This is a genomic window from Vibrio sp. 10N.247.311.47 (assembly GCF_041467535.1).
Classification (GTDB): Bacteria; Pseudomonadota; Gammaproteobacteria; order Enterobacterales; family Vibrionaceae; genus Vibrio; species Vibrio crassostreae_C.
On the sequence record NZ_JBFSUR010000003.1, the window covers coordinates 210,822 to 231,610 of the forward strand.

The 20,789-nt window shown below is 44.5% G+C and carries 15 protein-coding genes; 6 read left to right on the top strand and 9 right to left on the bottom strand.

The window, feature by feature from the left end; all coding sequences use genetic code 11:
- Positions 1-8 precede the first annotated feature (8 nt).
- Positions 9-1,652 carry a pyridoxal-dependent aspartate 1-decarboxylase PanP gene (gene panP, locus AB6E51_RS03680; protein ID WP_017060397.1) on the top strand — a complete coding sequence of 548 codons (1,644 nt, stop codon included), beginning with the start codon at positions 9-11 and terminating at the stop codon, positions 1,650-1,652.
- 358 nt (positions 1,653-2,010) lie between these two features.
- On the top strand, positions 2,011-2,865 hold the full coding sequence (locus AB6E51_RS03685; protein WP_004734686.1) for a MurR/RpiR family transcriptional regulator: 855 nt from the start codon (positions 2,011-2,013) through the stop codon (positions 2,863-2,865).
- Between the two features lie 124 nt (positions 2,866-2,989).
- On the opposite strand, the gene AB6E51_RS03690 is transcribed toward AB6E51_RS03685, so the two are convergent.
- Positions 2,990-4,282, bottom strand: coding sequence for an iron-containing alcohol dehydrogenase (locus tag AB6E51_RS03690; RefSeq protein ID WP_017060396.1), 1,293 nt, complete (start codon positions 4,280-4,282; stop codon positions 2,990-2,992).
- Positions 4,283-4,688: 406 nt separating this feature from the next.
- Here AB6E51_RS03690 and AB6E51_RS03695 point away from each other — a divergent pair, with 406 nt between their 5' ends.
- Complete coding sequence (locus tag AB6E51_RS03695) at positions 4,689-4,952, top strand: GrxA family glutaredoxin (protein WP_009847069.1); 264 nt, start codon at positions 4,689-4,691, stop codon at positions 4,950-4,952.
- Positions 4,953-5,201: 249 nt separating this feature from the next.
- On the top strand, positions 5,202-6,884 hold the full coding sequence (locus AB6E51_RS03700; protein WP_372058521.1) for an aspartate:alanine antiporter: 1,683 nt from the start codon (positions 5,202-5,204) through the stop codon (positions 6,882-6,884).
- A gap of 337 nt (positions 6,885-7,221) precedes the next feature.
- Here the strand turns inward: AB6E51_RS03700 and fabV are convergent, their stop codons facing one another.
- The 3 genes from fabV to AB6E51_RS03715 all read right to left on the bottom strand — a co-directional run bounded on the left by fabV (position 7,222) and on the right by AB6E51_RS03715 (position 11,602).
- Positions 7,222-8,424: an enoyl-ACP reductase FabV gene (gene fabV, locus AB6E51_RS03705; protein WP_017065406.1), complete on the bottom strand. Its 1,203-nt coding sequence runs from the start codon at positions 8,422-8,424 to the stop codon at positions 7,222-7,224.
- A 210-nt stretch (positions 8,425-8,634) separates the two neighbouring features.
- A complete protein-coding gene (locus AB6E51_RS03710) occupies positions 8,635-10,917 on the bottom strand; it encodes an acyl-CoA dehydrogenase (RefSeq protein ID WP_372058522.1) in 2,283 nt (760 codons plus the stop codon).
- Positions 10,918-10,972: 55 nt separating this feature from the next.
- Positions 10,973-11,602, bottom strand: coding sequence for a TetR/AcrR family transcriptional regulator (locus AB6E51_RS03715; protein WP_017065403.1), 630 nt, complete (start codon positions 11,600-11,602; stop codon positions 10,973-10,975).
- Positions 11,603-12,356: 754 nt separating this feature from the next.
- Here AB6E51_RS03715 and AB6E51_RS03720 point away from each other — a divergent pair.
- Entirely contained in the window at positions 12,357-13,664 is a 1,308-nt protein-coding gene (locus AB6E51_RS03720; protein WP_372058524.1) for a TolC family outer membrane protein, read from the top strand.
- The gene (locus AB6E51_RS03725; RefSeq protein WP_372058525.1) at positions 13,664-14,275 is read left to right on the top strand and encodes an OmpA family protein; all 612 of its coding nucleotides are present in this window, start codon (positions 13,664-13,666) and stop codon (positions 14,273-14,275) included. The genes AB6E51_RS03720 and AB6E51_RS03725 overlap by 1 nt, the downstream gene beginning before the upstream one ends.
- A gap of 275 nt (positions 14,276-14,550) precedes the next feature.
- Here AB6E51_RS03725 and nhaA read toward each other — a convergent pair whose 3' ends face one another.
- From nhaA to AB6E51_RS03750, 5 genes are all read right to left on the bottom strand, one after another.
- Positions 14,551-15,717 carry a Na+/H+ antiporter NhaA gene (gene nhaA, locus AB6E51_RS03730; RefSeq protein WP_010441484.1) on the bottom strand — a complete coding sequence of 389 codons (1,167 nt, stop codon included), beginning with the start codon at positions 15,715-15,717 and terminating at the stop codon, positions 14,551-14,553.
- Positions 15,718-15,992: 275 nt separating this feature from the next.
- Positions 15,993-17,141 (bottom strand): lipocalin-like domain-containing protein, encoded by a 1,149-nt coding sequence (locus AB6E51_RS03735; protein ID WP_017068753.1) that lies wholly within the window; start codon positions 17,139-17,141, stop codon positions 15,993-15,995.
- A complete protein-coding gene (locus AB6E51_RS03740) occupies positions 17,131-19,584 on the bottom strand; it encodes an ABC transporter permease (protein WP_102333195.1) in 2,454 nt (817 codons plus the stop codon). Before AB6E51_RS03740 ends, AB6E51_RS03735 begins: the two co-directional genes overlap by 11 nt.
- Positions 19,565-20,236: an ABC transporter ATP-binding protein gene (locus AB6E51_RS03745; protein ID WP_017060385.1), complete on the bottom strand. Its 672-nt coding sequence runs from the start codon at positions 20,234-20,236 to the stop codon at positions 19,565-19,567. The genes AB6E51_RS03740 and AB6E51_RS03745 overlap by 20 nt, the downstream gene beginning before the upstream one ends.
- A 122-nt stretch (positions 20,237-20,358) precedes the next feature.
- The coding region (locus tag AB6E51_RS03750) for an MATE family efflux transporter (protein ID WP_372139820.1) at positions 20,359-20,789 on the bottom strand (431 nt) is incomplete at its 5' end.

Sequence of the window (20,789 nt, forward strand, 5' to 3'; positions counted from 1 at the left end):
CGCTTGCTATGGTTACGGAACAAAAAACAGCAGATGTTAGCTTCGACAGTCTTCTACGTATCTTCACGGTACCTGAAGGCCCAGATTCAACACTCACTCAAATTGAAGACAAACTTTCACGAAACCTGAATCAATTCTTACGTGAACATATTGTGGCTGAAGAAAAGCCGCTACGTGAAATTGAGAAAGATTTTTCAAATGCTCATATCCCAGAGCAGCCTGAGTTTGTTTCTGAACATACTGAGCATCTCCTCGATTCTCTTGTGTCTCATTCGGTTCACACGTCTTCGCCAAGTTTTATTGGCCATATGACCTCTGCGTTGCCGTACTTCCTGATGCCGCTTTCAAAAATCATGATTGCGTTGAATCAGAATCTAGTAAAAATCGAGACCTCAAAAGCTTTCACTCCCCTAGAACGTCAAGTTCTGGGCATGTTACATCGCCTGATTTATCAAGATAGTGACCAGTTTTATTCTCGTTGGATGCACAGCGCAAACCACTCTTTAGGTGCGTTTTGTTCTGGCGGTACCATCGCGAACATTACAGCGCTCTGGGTTGCACGTAACAACGCACTAAAAGCGCAAGGTTCGTTCAAAGGTGTAGAAAAAGAAGGCCTGTTTAAAGCCATGAAGCACTACGACTACGAAGGCCTTGCCATCTTAGTCTCTGAACGTGGCCACTACTCTCTGAAAAAAGCCGCGGATGTCCTTGGTATTGGTCAAGAAGGTCTAGTGTCTGTTAAAACAGATAACGACAACCGTATTTGTACTGATGATTTAAGACTCAAGATCGAGCAGCTCAAGCAGAACAAGATCAAACCTTTCGCCGTCATTGGTGTGGCTGGTACAACCGAAACCGGTAATATCGACCCGCTAAGAGACATTGCTGAGGTGTGTGCCGAATCCGATTGTCATTTCCACGTTGATGCAGCTTGGGGCGGTGCGACTCTGATGTCTAACAATCATCGTCACCTACTTGATGGTATTGAACTGGCGGATTCAGTCACGATTGATGCGCATAAACAGCTTTATATCCCTATGGGCGCGGGTATGGTTCTGTTTAAGAAGCCAGATGCGATGACTGCGATTGAACATCATGCTCAATACATTCTTCGTAAAGGCTCAAAAGATTTAGGCAGCCATACGTTAGAAGGTTCTCGTTCAGGTATGGCAATGCTGGTTTACGCCGCAATGCACATCATTAGCCGCCCAGGTTATGAACTGCTGATCGACCAAAGCATCAACAAAGCGCGCTACTTTGCCGACCTAATTAAAGATCAGAGCGACTTCGAGCTGGTTTCAGAACCTGAGCTTTGCCTACTGACTTATCGCTATGTCCCTGAGTCAGTCAAAGCGGCACTGCTTAAAGCTGAGCCTGAACATCGTGTCGAACTGAATGAGTTGCTCAATGAGCTGACTAAGTTTATTCAGAAGAAGCAGCGTGAAACAGGTAAGTCTTTCGTGTCACGTACACGCTTAAACCCTGAAGCATGGGTACATCAGCCAATCATCGTTTTCCGCGTGGTATTAGCAAACCCACTAACAGGCAATGACATTCTTTCGTCAGTGCTTGAAGAACAGCGTGAGATCTCTAAACTAGCACCAAACTTGATGGGCAAAATCAACAAACTGGTTACGCAAATCAACGCATAGTCATTCAATTTTAGTTGCATCAAATTGAAAATTTCTTTCTTTTTGATGTAACTAAGCTGTCAGTTCATACCCATTTTGCATTCTTTTTGCTCAAACTCTCTTCCAATTCTGTAGTTTTCTAAAATTTTGTTGAGGTTTGTCATATTCTTAAGCATTCATGCCCTGTTTTTGTATTAGTAAATAGTATGTTGGGTTTATACTGACTCTATGGTGCTAGTTAGCTTGATATCTATTTGACGCAGCAGTATTTACGAAACCGAATATACATCGGCTTTGTGTTTACTGATATTTGCTTCAGCCATACCCCCTGGTAAAAGATATTAACTAGCAAGTTGTTCTCTATACCCTTGTGAACACTATGAATACATTAGAAAAAATACAAAAAAACCTGGAAAATTTCAGCAAGTCTGAGCGCAAGGTAGCCGAAGTAATTATGGCTTCCCCTCAAACTGCAATTCATTCTAGCATTGCTACCTTAGCTAAAATGGCTGACGTGAGTGAGCCTACAGTTAACCGCTTCTGTCGTCGATTAGACACAAAGGGCTTCCCTGACTTCAAACTTCACCTAGCTCAAAGCTTGGCAAACGGTACACCTTACGTGAACCGTAATGTTGAAGAAGATGATGGTCCAGATGCTTATACGCATAAGATTTTCGAATCAACTATGGCTTGTCTAGACGTTGCTAAAAACAGTCTAGACGCGATGCAAGTAAACCGTGCTGTTGACTTGCTGACTCAAGCAAAACGCATTTCGTTCTTCGGACTGGGTGCCTCTTCTGCTGTCGCCAAAGATGCTCAAAACAAGTTTATTCGTTTTAATATCCCAATCACATGTTTCGAAGACATCGTGATGCAACGAATGAGCTGCATTAACTGCAGTGATAACGACGTTATTGTTCTGATCTCTCATACTGGCCGCACTAAAAGCCAAGTTGAGATTGCAAACTTAGCGCGTGAAAACGGTGCGACAGTTATTGCTATCACAGCAAAAGATTCTCCACTGGATAAAGCGAGCTCGTTGTCTATTTCTCTGGATGTTCCAGAAGACACTGACGTTTACATGCCAATGGCAAGTCGCGTTGTTCAGATGACGGTTATCGATGTGCTAGCGACAGGCTTTACGCTACGTCGTGGTTCTGGTTTCAGAGAGAACCTAAAGCGCGTCAAAGAGTCACTTCGTGATTCACGTTACGAGAAGTACTCTCAGTTCTAATCTGCTTAGTCATGAACTGAAAACAGATGACCAGAGAACAAGTTGAATTAAAAAAACGGAGCCTAGAGCTCCGTTTTTATTTGTCTGTATAAAATGACTTATACAACGAACAAGTTTAAGACCGTTAGATAGTCCAACTATTGCCCTTCTCAACCACGCTGTTTTCGGACGCATAAGAATTGATAATGGTAAAGCTCGACTCGACAGCTGGCTCTTGCCCAATTTGATTCATTGAAGCTCCCTCATGATGCCCTTCTCTACAACTGCACTTCTCGCATACTTGCTTCAAAATATGCACGAGCCTCTCTTGGTTAAGCGGCAAAGGGTTTCCTTTAATCGCCACTGATTTGAGCGCGTCGGCAGACACCTCATCAAACTGGGCTTCACAGACACCAAATTCCAACAAGTTGGGTAACTTAAGCGTATCAAGCACTTCCGATAACCAAGAAATTGCCTCCTCTTCTATTGCTTCTACGTTACCTGTTACTATCTGAGCGATTCGCTGATAACGCGCTAGGATGTCGCTTCTTTGCTGCTCTTTTGCAACGGCTATGTTCTCCAACATCACAAACGGCGCTAAACGCGCGGTAATCACACTATGAGGCGCAGAAATCTTACCTCCTAGTGCGGAGGCTAAACCATGGGCTGCGCCAAGCTTGGCATTAGTTATCGCCATACCACCGAGCATAGAAGCGAAAGCAAGATCAGAACGCGCTTGAGGCTCATCATAAACACACGCTTTAACCACAGAACCACTCAACTTACGCAGCCCTTCTTCACAAATCATATCGGTTAACGGATTCGGTTCACCACACACGTAGGCTTCCATTAGATGAGTAAAGGCATCCATCGCACCTCGCCCAGATAGATATAGATTGGTTCCATGAGTTAGGGTTGGGTCGACAATCGCAACGTCGGCCAGCATGTCTGGGCTTCTCAGGCTGATTTTTACTTGGTCTTGGCCTGATTTCAGCACCGCGTTTTTAGTGACCTCGGCGCCGGTACTCGCTGTGGTTGGAATTGCGATAAACGGAAGTGGTTTGGTTTTAAGAGGAACATTACGCCCGACCACTTCAACATAGTCATATAAATTGCCTTGATTAGGTAAAACCGCAGCCAACGCTTTGCCCATATCGATGGCGCTACCGCCCCCCATGGCGACAACCATATCTGGCTTAAATCGACGAGCAGAAATAGCCGCCTCTTCAACCATTTTGATATTAGGTTCACCGGAAACGGCAATGTGCTGATAACGCATACTCTGCGCATCAAGATAGTCAGTAACAATTGAAGTGCGCTCTAATGTATTGCCTGTAACCAATAGCACGCTGTAGCCATATTGATTAAAGAGAGACAATGAAGCGGAAAGTGCTCCATCACCAAAGATGATCTTTGTAGATGTCATAAATTGAAACATGGTGCCTCCTGCGCCTATGACCGAACAAAACTGCGAACTCTTGGTTATTGGAATTTAGCCTTTATATAGTGCATCAGTATTAAGATGCCTCGTTCTGTATGCGCTTTTTTTGACGAGGTGCAACTTGTCGCATTAAAGATGGATTAATGTCGTATTCTTAGGGGTAATTCACACTCTTAAATTAAGGGTAATCAATCTGAATACCCATCAGAAATCAGCATGGATCCTTTTTGTGACCATTATTTGCTCTGATAGACAAAACCTATTGTATTAAGAGGTAATTCCATCTTTATTTCCCCATGGCATTGAGGCATAGTTGGTTTTATGAAATTTTGAGTGGCATTCACTAAAGAATAGTTAACATAATCGAGTTAACGAGCCTCATCCCGTATTTAGGAGAAATTAAATGTTTGTAGTTATTTTTGGTCGCCCTGCTTGCCCATTCTGTGTTCGTGCAAAAGAGCATGCTGAAACTCTTAAAGCTAAACGCGATGACTTCAACTACCGTTACGTTGACATCCACGCTGAAGGTATCAGCAAAGCTGATCTAGAGAAGACTGTTGGTAAACCTGTCGATACAGTTCCACAAATCTTCATCGACCAAGACCACATCGGCGGCTGCACAGAATTTGAAGCATACGCAAAAGAAAACCTAGGTCTTTTCGACTAAGCTAGGATTTCTCAAACGAGAATCAGGGCTAAAGCCTTAAACAGCTGACCCATTTAGGCGTTAGACTGTACGATTTATAGAAAGCCCGCTCACTGTAGCGGGCTTTTTTATGACCAGTTTTCATACGGAATAAGAATAAGGTCAAAATCAAGTAAATTAACAAAATATTGCTTATAATTTATTTATATTTAGATACAATTCACCTCTCAAACTTACCCTGTGTTCCACGCCAATTATTGAGCGACCACCGTGAATATCGACGTTGTTTTTCTGTTAGAACAAAACCCCATTCTCCTCATCTTTGTTGTTTTATCGATTGGATTAGCCATTGGTAAAATTCGTTTCGGTAGCCTCCAACTTGGTAATTCAATCGGTGTTTTGATTACTTCCCTTATCATGGGACATCTTGGCTTTTCTTTTAACGCAGATGCGCTCACCATTGGTTTCATGCTGTTCATCTACTGTGTTGGCATTGAAGCTGGACCAAACTTCTTCGGTATCTTCTTCAGAGACGGTAAGCACTACCTCATTCTGAGCCTTGTGGTACTTTCTACCGCAATTGCCCTAACCTATTTCAGTAGTCATTACCTTGGCCTAGGCTTTGGTTTATCTGCAGGCATGATGGCAGGTGCCTTAACAGCAACGCCGATATTGGTAGGTGCTCAAGATGCTCTGAATTCTGGGCTTGCAGAATTACCAAGAAACATGGACTTGAGCCTGATTATCGAAAACCTTTCAGTCGGTTACGCGATGGCTTACTTGGTTGGCTTAATCAGTATGATTATGTTTGCTCGCTTGATTCCAAAACTTCAAAAAGTGAACCTACACGACTCGGCAGAGCAAATCGCCCAAGAACGTGGGTTAGGCGCTTCAGGTCAGCGTAAGGTTTACTTGCCCATTATTCGTGCTTATCGAGTGGGACCAGAGCTCATCTCTTGGACTGACGGTAAGAATCTGCGTGAACTGGGCATCTATCGCCAAACAGGCTGTTACATCGAGCGTATTCGACGTAATGGTATTCTTGCCCATCCAGATGGTGATGCAATTCTGCAAGAAGGCGATGAGATCGCATTGGTTGGTTTCCCAGATAGCCACGCTCGTCTAGACCCAAGCTTCCGTAACGGTAAAGAAGTTTTCGACCGTAACCTTCTCGATCTGCGTATCGTGGAAGAAGAGATCGTCGTTAAGAGTGACAGTATCGCAGGTAAGCGCCTATCAGACTTAAACCTGTCTGAATACGGCTGTTTCCTTAACCGCGTAGTACGTGCTCAGATTGAAATGCCGATGGACTTAAACATCGTGCTTTCTAAAGGTGACGTCCTACAAGTGAGTGGTGAAAAGAGTCGAGTGCACGGCCTAGCTGAGAAAATTGGTTTCATCTCAATCCACAGCCAAATGGCGGATTTGATGGCCTTCTGTAGCTTCTTCATTTTGGGTATTTTGTTTGGTTTGATCACCATGACATTCGGTCAGGTATCGTTTGGGCTAGGTAACGCGGTTGGCCTGCTTCTATCGGGCATCATGCTTGGTTTCCTACGAGCGAACCACCCTACTTTCGGTTATGTGCCTCAGGGGGCATTGAACATGGTCAAAGACCTAGGTTTGATGTTCTTCATGGTCGGTATCGGCTTGAGCGCCGGCGGTAAGATGTTTGAACACTTAACGCAAGTAGGCCCTCAGGTCATCGGTATTGCTCTAGTAGTGAGTGTTCTGCCGGTATTCTTCGCTTACTTGGTGGGTGCTTACGTATTGAAGATGAACCGAGCTCTATTATTTGGTGCCATCATTGGTGCGCGAACCTGTGCTCCGGCGATGGACATCGTAAATGACCACGCTCGCTCAACTATCCCAGCTCTGGGTTACGCGGGTACGTACGCGATAGCCAATATATTGATGACCTTAGCGGGCACTTTCATCATCATTATTAGCTAGCGTCTACTGCTTTAAAAGCAGCCAAGCTTAGATATTTCAAATGCACTAATTCACCTTTGGATTAGTGCATTTTTTATTACTTCTTCTCAGCTTTTAACGCATCCCAAGTCTGCTCTTAGAGCTTTTGCATCCTGCTATTCGTATCAGCTCTTTAAATCTCTTCGCATCCCGCAACTCATATCCCGCATCTGCTCTTAACTTCTCTTCGCATCTCGCCACTCAAATCCCGCATCTTCATTTATTTTTCCATATCTGCTTTTAATCTCTTTCCTCAAACGACGGACAAAAAAATAGGCGCTCAATGAGCGCCTATTTCGTTTAGATTCGATAACTTGAATTAGATGTCAGCTACATCAAATTCAACAGCTGGGTTAACGTCAGCTTCGTAATCAACACCTTCAACACCGAAACCAAATAGCTTCAAGAACTCTTCTTTGTACTCTACGTAGTCAGTCAGTTCTTTTAGGTTCTCAGTTGTGATTTGAGGCCATAGGTTACGACAGTGATCTTGAATGTCTTCGCGAAGCTCAAGGTCATCTAGACGTAGACGGTTCACTTCATCCACTTCTGGCGCGCTGCCGTCTTCTTTGTATAGACGTTGGCTGAACATACGGAAGATCTGTTCCATACAACCTTCGTGAATACCTTCTTCACGCATCTTCTTGAACACCATAGCGATGTAAAGAGGCATTACAGGGATTGCAGAACTTGCTTGAGTCACTACAGACTTAAGAACAGCAACGTTTGCAGTACCGCCAGTTTGGCCTAGCTTCTCGTTCAGCGCTGTCGCTGCACGGTCTAGATCCATCTTAGCTTTACCTAGTGCGCCATCCCAGTAGATTGGCCACGTTAGTTCAGTACCGATGTAGCTGTAAGCAACCGTCTTACAACCGTCCGCTAGAACACCAGCTTCAGAAAGAGCATTGATCCAAAGTTCCCAATCTTCACCGCCCATTACAGTAACAGTGTCTTTGATCTCTTCTTCAGTTGCAGGCTCTACGCTTGCTTCGATGATTGTGTCTTTGTTGGTATCAACCGCAGTTGACGTGTACGTTTCGCCGATAGGCTTTAGAGATGAACGAATTACTTCGCCAGTCTCTGGCATTTTACGCACTGGAGACGCCAGTGAGTATACAACCATATCGATTTGGCCTAGATCTTCTTTGATCAGGTCAATTGTTTTCTGTTTCGCCTCGTTAGAGAAAGCATCGCCGTTCAGGCTTTTTGAATATAGGCCTTCTTCTTTAGCAAACTTGTCGAACGCTGCTGAGTTGTAGAAACCAGCTGTGCCAGGCTTTTTCTCAGTACCGGCTTTCTCAAAGAAAACACCGATAGTTGAAGCGCCGCCACCAAATGCAGCCGCAATACGTGAAGACAAGCCGTAGCCACTTGAAGAGCCAACAACTAGTACACGTTTAGGTGCGTTTGCGATTGGGCCTTGAGCTTTTGTGTAAGCAATTTGTTCTTTTACATTAGCTTCACAACCGACTGGATGTGTTGTAGTACAGATGAATCCGCGAATTCGAGGTTTGATGATCATATTCAACTTCCTTAAAAAATCAGGTTAAGGATAAAAGTTTCGTACGCAAATGGCATCTAATTTCTGTAAAAATGTGGCGAAAATGCAAGTGGTTGGAGCACTCAGTGAATATTTGCTGACTAAGTCACCATTTGTTAACGCCTCTATTGCAACTTCTACGACAAAAACAAAAAAAGGCACCTAATAAGGTGCCTTTTGTCATTTCTTTATCTAAGCAACGCTATTTAGCTTAGGTTTTAACTCTTTTCGCGTCAAAGTTTCACTGTAATCATGACTGAAGTGGTCAACTTGAATCGCTGCGTAGCGAAGTTTGTCTGCAGCAACAATTTGGTCGACTTCTTCTTGTGTCAGAACATCAGCAGCAAGTGCTTGAGCCAGTTTATCCGCAAGTAAGCCTTTACGAGCCACTTTGCCCTCTTTCACTGCTTTGAAGATCTTACGCTCCAGAGGCTTGATGCTGTACATCGCATTGAAAGCATTCTCCATAAGGCCAACACTATCATCTTCCTCTTTGCCAATGTAACAAAGGTGAGTCAGACGTTCACGGTGTGCTCCCGGAGTCATCAAGCTTTCTGCTAGTTGAACGGTTAGGTTATCACTCGGTTTTTCGAAGTGGTTACCAACAGGGAAAACTAGTCCTTTCAGCACTTTCCCAACCATCTTGTTCGGGAAGTTTCTGTACGCTTCTTGTAGTGATTTAGCCGCATTGTGGAAACAGTGTTGAACCGCGTAGTGTACGTAGTCTAGGTCAGCTTGTTGGCGACCTTCGTCTTCATACTTCTTAAGTGCAGCAGACGCCATGTATAGGTAACTTAGACCATCACCCAAACGTGCCGAGATAAGCTCTTTACGTTTCAGTTCGCCACCTAGCGTCAGCATTGCGAAATCCGCACTGACTGCAAGCGCACGGCTTAAACGAGTCAGGTCTTGGTAGTAAGGCTTCGTTGGGCCGCTCATGTCGGCTTTAATGAACTTAGATCCAGTCAGTGCTGCACCAAATGCGCCAAACGTGTTTTTAGTTGCGTGTGAGATGTGCTTGAACAGCAAGCTATCAAAGTCTTTTGCACCTTGCTTCTCGTCTGGGTTCGCTGCCGCTTCCATTTCGCTCAATACGTATGGGTGACAACGTGTCGCACCTTGACCGAAGATCATCAAGTTACGAGTTAGGATGTTCGCACCTTCTACTGTGATAGCAACTGGAATACCTAGGTAAGGCGCAGCCAAGTAGTTCATTGGGCCATCTTGAATTGCACGACCTGAATGGATATCCATTGAGTCATTCAGAATAGTACGTGCCATTTCTGTCATGTGATATTTGGCGATAGCCGTTACGATACCCGGCTTCTCTTTCATATCAAGCGAAGTGGTTGTCAGTGTACGAGTCGCTTCTAATAGATACGTTAAACCACCAATACGTCCAAGGCTCTCTGCAACACCTTCAAACTTACCAATCGACATACCGAACTGCTTACGAACATAAGCATATGCGCCGGTCGTTTTCGCTGTTAGGTGGCCCATCGCCGTGCCAAGTGCGGGTAATGAGATACCACGACCTGCAGACAGACATTCCACCAGCATACGCCAGCCTTTACCTGCGTAATCGGCACCACCGATTAACCATTCCATAGGAATAAATACATCGTGACCGCGTGTTGGACCATTCATAAACGCAAGACCAAGTGGGTCATGACGCTCACCAATCACAACACCTTCGTGGTCAGCCGGGATTAGCGCACAAGTGATGCCAATGTCTTCTTTGTCACCCAGTAGCTTTTCTGGATCGTGCAGTTTGAAAGCCAGACCAAGTACCGTCGCCACTGGTGCTAGTGTAATGTAGCGTTTGTTCCAGTTAAGCTTGATACCTAGCGTCTCTTTACCTTCGTGCATGCCCATGCACACAGTACCGACATCAGGGATACCACCCGCATCAGAACCCGCTTCTGGGCCTGTTAGTGCGAAACATGGGATATCTGTACCGTCAGCAAGACGAGGTAGCCAGTAGTCTTTTTGGTCTTGAGTGCCGTAGTGAGACAGCAGCTCACCAGGACCAAGAGAGTTTGGAACCATTACTGAAACCGCAGTACTGATACTGCGAGTCGCAATCTTAGTTACGATAGTTGAGTTAGCGTGTGCTGAGAATTCACGACCGCCATACTCTTTCGCAATAATTAGCGAAAAGAAACGCTCTTTGCGTAAGAAGTTCCACACCTCTTCAGGAAGGTCTCGATCTTCTTTTACAATTTGGTGGTCATCAAGCATAGCGAGCAAGGTTTCAAGCTCATTATCCATGAACGATTGCTCTTCTGCTGTCAGCTGAGGTTTTGGGTATTGGTGCAGCTTAGTGAAATCTGGTTTACCAGAAAACAGCTCTCCGTCCCACCACACGCTACCCGCTTCCATCGCTTCTTTCTCGGTGCTAGATAGTGGTGGTAATACTTTTTTAAAGAGTTTAAAAGCTGGGTCACTTACCCATTTTTGTCTTAGAGAGCTCATAGTTCAGATCCTTTTGTTCACTATATTGGTTGTGAATGTTTCGCTTTTTATTGTTTTATTCTTCTGCTGACATGCCTGCGGCTAAATATGGAATAAGAATATCGACCACTGCCTTAGCATCTATCTTTCTGTCATAGTCATTCTCTGCAATTTCTACCAGAGCCTGACTTGATGCCATGGTGAATACACAAGTCCCTAGGGTGAAGTGTAATCGCCAAAATAACTGTTCTTGAGTGAGGTTCGGATTCGCCTTCATTACAGATGTCGTAAACAAAGAAAGTACTTCGCTGTAGCGAGTAGTAATGAACCAACGCAAGTGTCCTTGCACATCCGTATAGCCTCTGCCGATAAGTAACATGAATCGGCTTGTACCATTTGGCCTAACATCATTAAGTGCTCTTAGTGGCTGTCTCAACGACTCAAACACGTCACTCATAGAATACGTTTCGTTCAAGTTTAAGTTCACTAATGCATCTTGCAGTGCTGGCATAAATGCTTCTAAGTAACGATTGAGTACCGCACGAACCAGAGTCTTCTTATCGCCAAAGTGATAGTTCACTGAAGCTAAGTTGACATTCGCTTTACTCGTAATCGTACGTAAAGAGGTGTCATTAAAACCGTGCTCAGCAAATAAGCCTTCAGCCACATCTAAGATTTTGTCTTTGGTTGTACTTCTTGGTGCCATTTCAATCACTCGTATTAAACAACTGTTTGAAATATACGCTTAGTACATTTACTTAACAAGCAAGCAACATCACATTTTCACAAATTGGTCGTACCAGTTAATAAAACTCAGCACTAAACGATTGAATCGCTGTGTGTTTATAAAAAAAGAAAAAATAATGAATTTTCTTGGAACTGAAATGGAAATGGAGAGTCCTAAATTAGGTAGAAAACAGCGTATTTAGAAGTTTAACAGCCCGTCAAACTTGTTCTTCTCACTGCTTTCTTAATTACTGCATTTTCCTTATTAACTCCTATACTTGTATCCGCCCAAACCACGTTGGTTTGGGCTTTTTTTTGTTTGTTGTTTAGGGTGAAACCTTACTTACCCTTCTTCACAGCTACAACTACAAACTAAACAGCGCGATCGATTCTTTTTATATTGTCATTTTTTACTAAAAATCGAACTACCACGCTTGGCACATTGCTATCACTGAGATACGTATTTCAAACAACCTCCTAACCAACGTTTACCAATCTCTGCCCAAGCCGAATTCTAGCCTTGCATTTATTTTCAACACATCTACTCGAAGCTTGCCACCTGTCACAACTGGTAAATTAATCAATAGCGATAGAGACTTACATTCGAAATAAAGCCAACAAACTTAGCAATTTCTAGCAGATGTCCTAAGCTTCGTTTAATACCCTTCTCAATTAAGTAGTTAAACGCTAGTTGGGAGGAGGCGGGAGCTTTTAAAAGTAGAAGGAGACCTACTTTGAGACTGTTTAAATTACCCATCATCTGTTGCTTAGCTATTGCAACCCCACTCTCTGCTCAGACTTTAGAACAGGCTGTTGCCATTACCTTGGCTACCAATCCTGAGATAAAAAGTATTTTTAATGAGTTTGTGAGTGTACAAAAACGAAACGATGCCGCAGGTGGTGCTTATAGGCCGAGTATCGATCTTGATGCTGGTATTGGCTATGAAGGCATAAACCCTGTGCCAAACAACGGTCCTGATACCGATCTCACACGAAAGGAAGCCACCATATCCCTCACTCAGTTGTTGTGGGATGGTTCGTCGACTCTCAATGATATTGATCGTACTGCCGCAGAAGCAGAATCGGTTCGTTTGCAATTGCTCGCGGATGCCGAAGACAAAGCGCTAGAGGTCACACAGATCTACTTAGACGCAGTCAAAGCAACTGAAGTTTTAGCCCTTTCGGAAAGTAACCTCGCTATCCACAAGAAAATCTATAAAGACATCAAAAAGCGTGCAGTCTCAGGCATAGGCTCAACCGCAGATGTATCTCAGGTAGAAGCAAGGATTGCAAAAGCTCACGGCAACTTATTAGCCGCACAGAACAACCTAATTGATACCCACACCCAATTTAGAAGAATAGTGGGTCAAGAACCGCTTGGCTTAGCCTACCCAAGAGCCGATATTTCTATGATTCCTCTGTCATTATCAGACGCGCTTGTTGATGCTCTGGACCAACACCCAGTCATCAAAGTCGCGACTGCAGATGTCGATTCAGCGCACTTCCAGTACAAACAATCAAAAGGGGTTAACTACCCGACGTTCTCTATCGAGGCATCTCAATCATGGCGCGATGATGCGGGAGGCGATGAAGGTTCGAGCCAAGAGACGTTGGCAATGTTAAGAATGCGATACAACCTCTACAACGGTGGTACCGATAGTGCTAATTCAGAAGCTGCAGCTTACCAACTTAATAAAGCGAAGGATCTAAGAGATCGTGCTTATCGACAAGTTGAAGAAGGCCTTCGCCTCTCTTGGAGTGCATTGGATCTGACGTTACAACAAAAGAACTTCTTGTCTGATCACGTGGATTCGGCGTCAGAAACCGTTATCGCTTATGAGAAACAATATCGAATCGGCAAACGTACGCTACTTGATCTGCTTAACACTGAAAACGAATTGTTTGAAGCCCGCAAAGATTACTTAGATGCGCATTACTCTGAACAGTACGCTAAATACCGTGTAATGAACGCGACAGGCTCTCTATTGAACGCTCTACTGGTCGACATTCCAGACGAGTGGACAACGGCAGTGGAGTATTAATGATGAAGAGACCTTATTTATTACTTTCCGCATTAACGATAACGCTATGTGCATGCTCTAGCCAAAATGAAGAGCCCTACATAGAAACGCCAGAAGCGGAGCAAATTTCTGACCTGCAAGACGATGATAACGATGGTGTGGTCAATGCACGAGACACCTGTCCTGGCACACCAGAGTCGTCTCTGGTAGACAACGAAGGCTGTGGAGAGACGGTTAGCTCGCAAGAAGTCAGACGGCTGAACATCCTTTTCGCCAATGACTCCTATGAAGTTAACCCTATCTTCTCAGATCAAATCACCACTATGGCTGAGTTCTTAGAAACCTACCAAAGTGCATCGATAGAGATTCAAGGTTACGCCAGTAAAGTCGGCGCGAGTGAATACAACTTAGAGTTATCAAAGAAGCGCGCTCACCACGTTGAAGATGAATTATTGTCGAATGGTATAGACCCGAGCCGAATAAGAGTTGTCGGTTACGGTGAAAACCGCTTAGAGAGCGATGGCAACGATGCTACTTCTCATGCACTGAACCGTCGAGTAACAGCAACGGTTGTCGGGCTGAATGAGCAGATCGTCGAGGAGTGGACCATATTTACCACGCTAGAAAAATAACATGACACTGTCACTCTGGTCATCCAAAACGATCCGCAATTCATGCCGATCAAAATAATGAGTTGAATCTAGGAGTTTTAGATCATCAATAACTAACCAAACTAAAAATACTAGCAGTTAGGATCAATAAAGCCGAGATAGGAAACCCTATCACGGCTTTTTTGTTCTTTGCTGTCACATGAATCGGGGAGGATGATTCTGTGACTCGTCTTGCTACTCAGAAGTTAGCTTGTTAATCAGTGAATAGGCTCGCCGTTAAACGAGCCTACCGCTGATTATAGTTTTACTTCTTGTTGCTTTGCTGTTTTCGGTAAAGAAACGCTTAGCAGGAAGTAACCTAGAATTGCAGCTGTTGTAGATCCCATCAGGATGCCTAGTCGAGCTAGTGTGTCAAACTCTACATTCGTTGGGCCAAATGCTAGTGATGAAATAAAGATAGACATTGTAAAACCAATACCACACAGGACAGATACTGCGAAGATGTTCATAAAGTTCACACCTTCAGGGAGCTTAGCAACACCCAATTTCACCGCACCCCAGCTGAATGCAAAGATACCAAGAGGCTTACCAATCAATAGACCCATAGCGATACCAAGCGGTAGCATACCTGTTAGGCTTGAGATTGAGATACCTTCCAATGAAATACCTGCGTTTGCAAAAGCAAAGACTGGCAAGATTGCAAAAGCGACGTATGGGTGCAGAGCATGTTCTAGATGCTTCAGCGGAGAATGTTCACCTTTATTGCCTTTCAGTGGGATAGCAAAACCAATCACTACACCAGCCAGCGTTGCATGAACACCAGACTTCAATACTGCAAACCACAGAATTGCACCAACAATGAGATACACACTCAGCTTAGTTACATGCTTGTTGTTTAGCATGAACAGCACACCAGTTGCGATGAAACCAACCGTTAACGCAAGCGTTGATAGGTCGCCTGAGTAGAACAGTGCAATGATAACAACAACGCCAAGGTCATCGATAATTGCTAAAGCCAATAGGAACACCTTCAAGCTAACCGGTACACGGTTACCAAGAAGCGCCATGATACCTAATGCGAATGCAATATCAGTTGCCGCTGGGATAGCCCAACCTTGAAGCGCTTCTGGGTTACTTGAGTTAAATAGCACGTAAATAAGTGCCGGAGCTAGCATACCGCCAACGGCTGCGATAGCTGGGAAGATTGCTGTCTCTTTAGACTTTAATGCGCCTTCTAAAAGTTCGCGCTTAACTTCTAAGCCGATTAGAAGGAAGAAGACAGCCATTAAGCCATCGTTAATCCAGTGAGACACAGACATACCAAGAACGTAACTATGCAATACGCCTTGGTACATTTCGTTCAGTGGTGAGTTTGCTACAAACATTGCGATCGCCGCAGCGATGACTAGTATGATGCCGCCAGCAGATTCCATTTTAAAGAAGTCACGGATGACGTCGGTCATGATTTCGCCCTTATATTTATTATTTAAATAAACGAATAACAAAGAATAACCATGAGTTTATATCCAAGCGTAATCGATAGATAATCACTTCTTCGGATGTTTAACTTCGGTTTTTCCTACAAATACTAAACAATACGTCGTATATTCCATAATGTTGTTATGCACCATGAATTAAGTATAGATGAGATCATCGAACCTGTATGCACAATTCATTGGGGGACGCTAAAAGGCGCAGGCATAAAAAAAGGCTATCAAATTATAGCCTTAGGTGTTTTTTAGTAGCCAGTTAACTGCATAAAGCCTGTCGCTTCATGGCTCCCGCTCGCCTTAATCGGCCCTTCCCAATATGGTATGACAAATGGAAGCCACATATCCCTGCGTATAATACGCGTTGTGAGGTTGATATCATGCTTAGGGACGTTAATGATCCACTGCAAAGGCATCCGTCTTCCATTCATCAACGTTGTATTTTGCAATGGTTGAATGGAAATGTCGGATTCCGTTAATTGGTAAACTTTGCCTGAGCGCGTTGCTAATGTCCCGAATATGTAAGGCAACTGTTGGTTATGACGATAGCGGTTAATGCTCAGCGCTGTGCCGTCATCGAGGTTAAATACAAACCAATCCCAACCTTGTTGGCCCACTCCAAGTAAGCCACTGCCCCACTCTTTATGTACCCACGCAGTTCCTTCCACTTCCTTGGTAACGCCGTCTAGGTTCAACACACCGCTCAACGATAAAAATGGAGCGCTGAAGTTATAAGACGCGACAGGTAATAAGTCGTGCTTTTTCTGATAACCGTTATCGCCGTTGAGCACATAGGGCCCTTTTGCAATGGTGTCGAGTTCAAGTCCAAACGTGTCTGTTTGCACTTGAAGGCGTCCTGGGAATGGGGTGTTGCCGAGTGCACGCCAGTTCCAGTTATCAATCCAAAGCCTGAATGGACGATTAGTCATTCCCGCTTGGCCAATGCCGCCACGAGCCATGCGCTGTTCTTTCCATACTTTGGACTTAGAAGAGACCACTACATTTGAGATATAGACTTGAGGGCTTTGCCACCCTGGTGTTTCACGTTCGTCCGTTGCGATACGGAAAAAGCTCCACTGGACCGAATAGTCTTTACCATCATCACCTTTCAAAGACGCAAAGTAATGCCACCACTCGTGCTGAAACTCTGGGTGGAACTTAAAATCTTGTGGTAGCGACACATTGCGGTCTGGCAAAACAGGTTCGAACACATTGAAGTGTTCATTAACCAATATTGAGTTAACTTCATTCACGCCCTTTTCACCAGGATCGATGAAATAGGAGTAATAACCCCAAACACTTAAAAAGATGCCGAAGAAACTGATTAATAGCAGAGAAGACAGGATTCGTTGTCTTAACTTAGTTGAGGTATTCCGTAAAAACATACTAAAGCGCATCCCTCAGTGACTTCATCGGAGTGTTCCGAATCATTCTCATCACTGGTAAAGCACCAGCTAGCATCAATGCTGCCATGGCCCATGCAAATGTCTGCAAATAGTCCCAAGGAATCACTTGTAACTCGAGTGACCACCCAAAAGACTGCTTGATCACGATATCTACAATTAGGCTCGCTAGCGCTAATCCGAGCGGAATCGCAATTAAGGAGGAAATAAGCCCGAACACAAACAGCTGCAAACTACCTGTCAGGATCAGTTCTTTCGCCGAGACACCCAAACAGCGCTGCAAGGAAATATGCCTTTGGCGAGATACTTCACCCGCAACCGTCGCGAAGAAGATACCGAAGACGGCGATAACCAAGGTGATATTGCCTAGTGTATCTGCAATCGCGAACGTTCTATCAAACACCCGCATCGCTTGACTGTGAATATTGTTATTATCGAAAACACGCTCAGAACCAAGCCTGAATACACTTTCTAATCGGTTGCGAAGCCCTAGTGAATTCACATCGTCTTTGAGTATTACGCCAAGGCCGACATTTCCCCGCCCTGCAAACCCATACAGCCAATTTCGATGCGACATCATGACTTGATGGTAAGGGTTACCGTAATCGTAATAGACACCGACAACCTGCCAACCAGAGCCGAGACTGTCATAGAGGTCGATGTAGTCGCCAGGGCGAATCCCCAGCTTGAGAGACATCGATTCACTGATCAACACACCTTTAGAGTGATGTAAGTGATACCAGTAATTCGGAATACCTAATTTGATCGTCAGCGCTTCTAGTTCGCCTTCAGAAGGGCCTGTACTGACCACCTGAATACTACCGACTGGAGACGCAACATCTTTCTCCCAACGCCACCAAACCGAATCCACTTCAGGTTGGTCAGATAACCAATTACTCATACGAGCAGCGGCATTGTTGGTTGGGTAGATATAAAGATCGGCTGCCAAACGCTGTGTTAGCCATTTATCAGTGGTATCTCTAAAGCTACCGACCATGGTTTCTACACCAATATTGGCTGTTAAGGCCAACATAAAGGCCATCGTCGCCACGCCACGGTAACTCATACTGGAGGCTGCATCAGCAAAGAACCAGCGAGCACGAACCCAGCGCAACGAATAAGAGAGGCTGTTAAATAACTTCCACATCAAAAACGGGGTAAATAGCGCCACACTGATCAGCATTAGCGCGATAATCGCAAAACCCGTCTCTTGAGTCTGAGGGGCTTGATACACGGCGACAGCGGCAACCAAGAAGCCACAGCCAATCAATGCTTGCCAAGTAAACTCTGTACCCGCAAAGCGCATCAAAGATAAGCGAGAGGTCAAACGAATCGGTTGTGATCTAAGCAAACGCACCAATGGCCAAGCGCACGCTAAAAACGCACCAAGTAACGCCATCAATAAGCTGTAGCCGCTCCATCGCCAATTCCAGTCGATCGTTAAGCCAACGTTGGCGTCGTATAAGTCGCCTAAGCTTGAAGATACCGCTGGTAACAATTGGTTGGCTAACATGACACCGAATACATTACCGCAGATCCAGCTCAGTACGACCAATATCAACAATTCTAAGCAAAGCGCTTTAGCCAATTGCCAGCCCGATACACCTGTTTGTCTTAAGATTCCGACTAACGGTTGGCGCTGAATAAATGACAACGACATCGCTTGATAGAAAATAAATAAACCAACCACAAACGACAGCATACCCATCGCTTTTAGGTTTAAGTGGAACGCACTGGTCAGCGACTCAAGCTCTGCCTTAGAGCTACGAGAGATCGTCAAACCATTAGGTAACATATTTTTAAGACGTTCAAACTTCTCAGTGGGCATGTCTGAACAAGCAATCACTGAAAGCCCAGCACTGCGTTTAAGCATTCGGAGCAAGGAGATATCCGCAATCAACCTTGTACCATTAATCATATTATTTTGATCAACAACCACAGGACCAAGTTCAGAACCATCCATCAAAGGGATGTAATCACCGTTGTGCCATTCCATGTGTTCAGCAAGATCATCACTGACAAGGATTGGATATGGTGGCTTCATGAGGTTCAAAGCGGTAAGATCTTTTAACGCTATACCAGGTTGTAGCTGAAGCATAGAAACAGGATCTATACCGACAACCATGAAGTTTGCGCCATTTTCATCAGTGATACGATGGTGATCAAGAGGAGAACACTGTTGAAAACCTTCACGGCGAAGTTGGATATAAAAGCCTTGCGGGATTTTATTGGCGTTGTGTTTTGGTCGAATACGGTAAGGAAGAGGATTCGAAAAGAGTTTTTCGCCATGCGCATAGCTTTGCTTGGCGTGTTGGTTGATAGCAGTAACACCAACCAAAAGTGATACGCCGAGGGTTAAACCAAGCCATACCAAAATAATCTGCAGTGGGTAACGTCGATAGTGACCGAGTAGTGCCTTAACTACGGGCCATAACATGCAGTTGCCCTCCTTGCAGACGGATCCTACCATCCATATGCAGAGCTACTTTTTCACTGTGTGTTACCAACAGCAACGTACATTCTAATTGACGAGCCAAAGAGGTCAGCAAACGCATTACCGCTTCTGCATTACGCTCATCTAAACTACCGGTCGGCTCATCGGCCAGCAATATTTTTGGTTCCATATACAGCGCACGCGCAATGGCCGCACGTTGTTGTTGGCCACCAGACGCTTCTTCAGGGTAACGGCCAAGTAAAGGCATAAGATCTAAAGCAGAGAGAATCTGTCTCCAGAGACCTTTGTCTTCAGGTAAGCCTTTTAACTGGCGGCAAAAACGGATGTTATCGGCAATATTTAACGTTGGCAGTAAGTTGAATTGCTGAAAAATATGGCCAATGTTGTTTCTGCGATAAGCGGTGCGGTCACGCTCGGTTGAGTCGTGCATATTGAAGTGAGGAAAAGCGATTTCACCTGAGTCCGCTAGGTCTAAGCCCGCGATAAGATTCAGTAAAGTACTTTTACCTGAACCGCTTTCTCCCATTAATGCCAGCTGGTCACCTTGGTTTAATGTTAATTCAGCACCTTGCAAAACAGGGTGAAACTCCCCCCCATCGACATAGCCTTTACATAGGTCTGACAGCTTTAACATTAAACAGCTCGCATTAGTTAGAATTTGGAAGGAGAATCTACACTAATTCCCTGTTAGGAGGAAGTATTTTGAAAGATAGATCACACGCCAACGATAAAGTGATGCGATTGGTGCGCCCTACTTCAACTTCCTATCAAGTTTTTAATCCATTTTCTTGTTTTCATGCGATAGAGCGACCCGCCCCACTTGAGGACTTCTTCCGTTAGGAAAAGCAGATATACCCACTCAGGTGGAAACTTAAAATAGATAGCCGCGATGGCTGCCAATGGGATACCGATCACCCACTGAGCAATCAAATCTTGATAGAGGCAGAACTTCACATCACCACCCGCTCTCAACACCCCAACGATCACAGTCAATGGCACCGAGCGAATGACAATACCCACACAGAGGATCAGAATGAACTTCTCTGAGAGGGCTCTGGTTTCTTCCGTCAGTGCGCTAAAGGCATTAAGTATTGGCGTTTGAACGAAATAGAGAAAAACGGCTACAACAATACTAGGGCGTGTTGATCTTTCGTGAGTGTTTTTTGAACAGCATGGTAAAGAGTTAT

Bases quoted from the DNA above. Each gene is read 5' to 3' on its own strand.
- panP (WP_017060397.1), top strand. From the start codon at position 9: ATGGTTACGGAACAAAAAACAGCAGATGTTAGCTTCGACAGTCTTCTA.
- AB6E51_RS03685 (WP_004734686.1), top strand. From the start codon at position 2,011: ATGAATACATTAGAAAAAATACAAAAAAACCTGGAAAATTTCAGCAAG.
- AB6E51_RS03690 (WP_017060396.1), bottom strand. From the start codon at position 4,282: ATGTTTCAATTTATGACATCTACAAAGATCATCTTTGGTGATGGAGCA.
- AB6E51_RS03695 (WP_009847069.1), top strand. From the start codon at position 4,689: ATGTTTGTAGTTATTTTTGGTCGCCCTGCTTGCCCATTCTGTGTTCGT.
- fabV (WP_017065406.1), bottom strand. From the start codon at position 8,424: ATGATCATCAAACCTCGAATTCGCGGATTCATCTGTACTACAACACAT.
- AB6E51_RS03710 (WP_372058522.1), bottom strand. From the start codon at position 10,917: ATGAGCTCTCTAAGACAAAAATGGGTAAGTGACCCAGCTTTTAAACTC.
- AB6E51_RS03715 (WP_017065403.1), bottom strand. From the start codon at position 11,602: ATGGCACCAAGAAGTACAACCAAAGACAAAATCTTAGATGTGGCTGAA.
- AB6E51_RS03725 (WP_372058525.1), top strand. From the start codon at position 13,664: ATGATGAAGAGACCTTATTTATTACTTTCCGCATTAACGATAACGCTA.
- nhaA (WP_010441484.1), bottom strand. From the start codon at position 15,717: ATGACCGACGTCATCCGTGACTTCTTTAAAATGGAATCTGCTGGCGGC.
- AB6E51_RS03735 (WP_017068753.1), bottom strand. From the start codon at position 17,141: ATGCGCTTTAGTATGTTTTTACGGAATACCTCAACTAAGTTAAGACAA.
- AB6E51_RS03740 (WP_102333195.1), bottom strand. From the start codon at position 19,584: ATGTTATGGCCCGTAGTTAAGGCACTACTCGGTCACTATCGACGTTAC.
- AB6E51_RS03745 (WP_017060385.1), bottom strand. From the start codon at position 20,236: ATGTTAAAGCTGTCAGACCTATGTAAAGGCTATGTCGATGGGGGGGAG.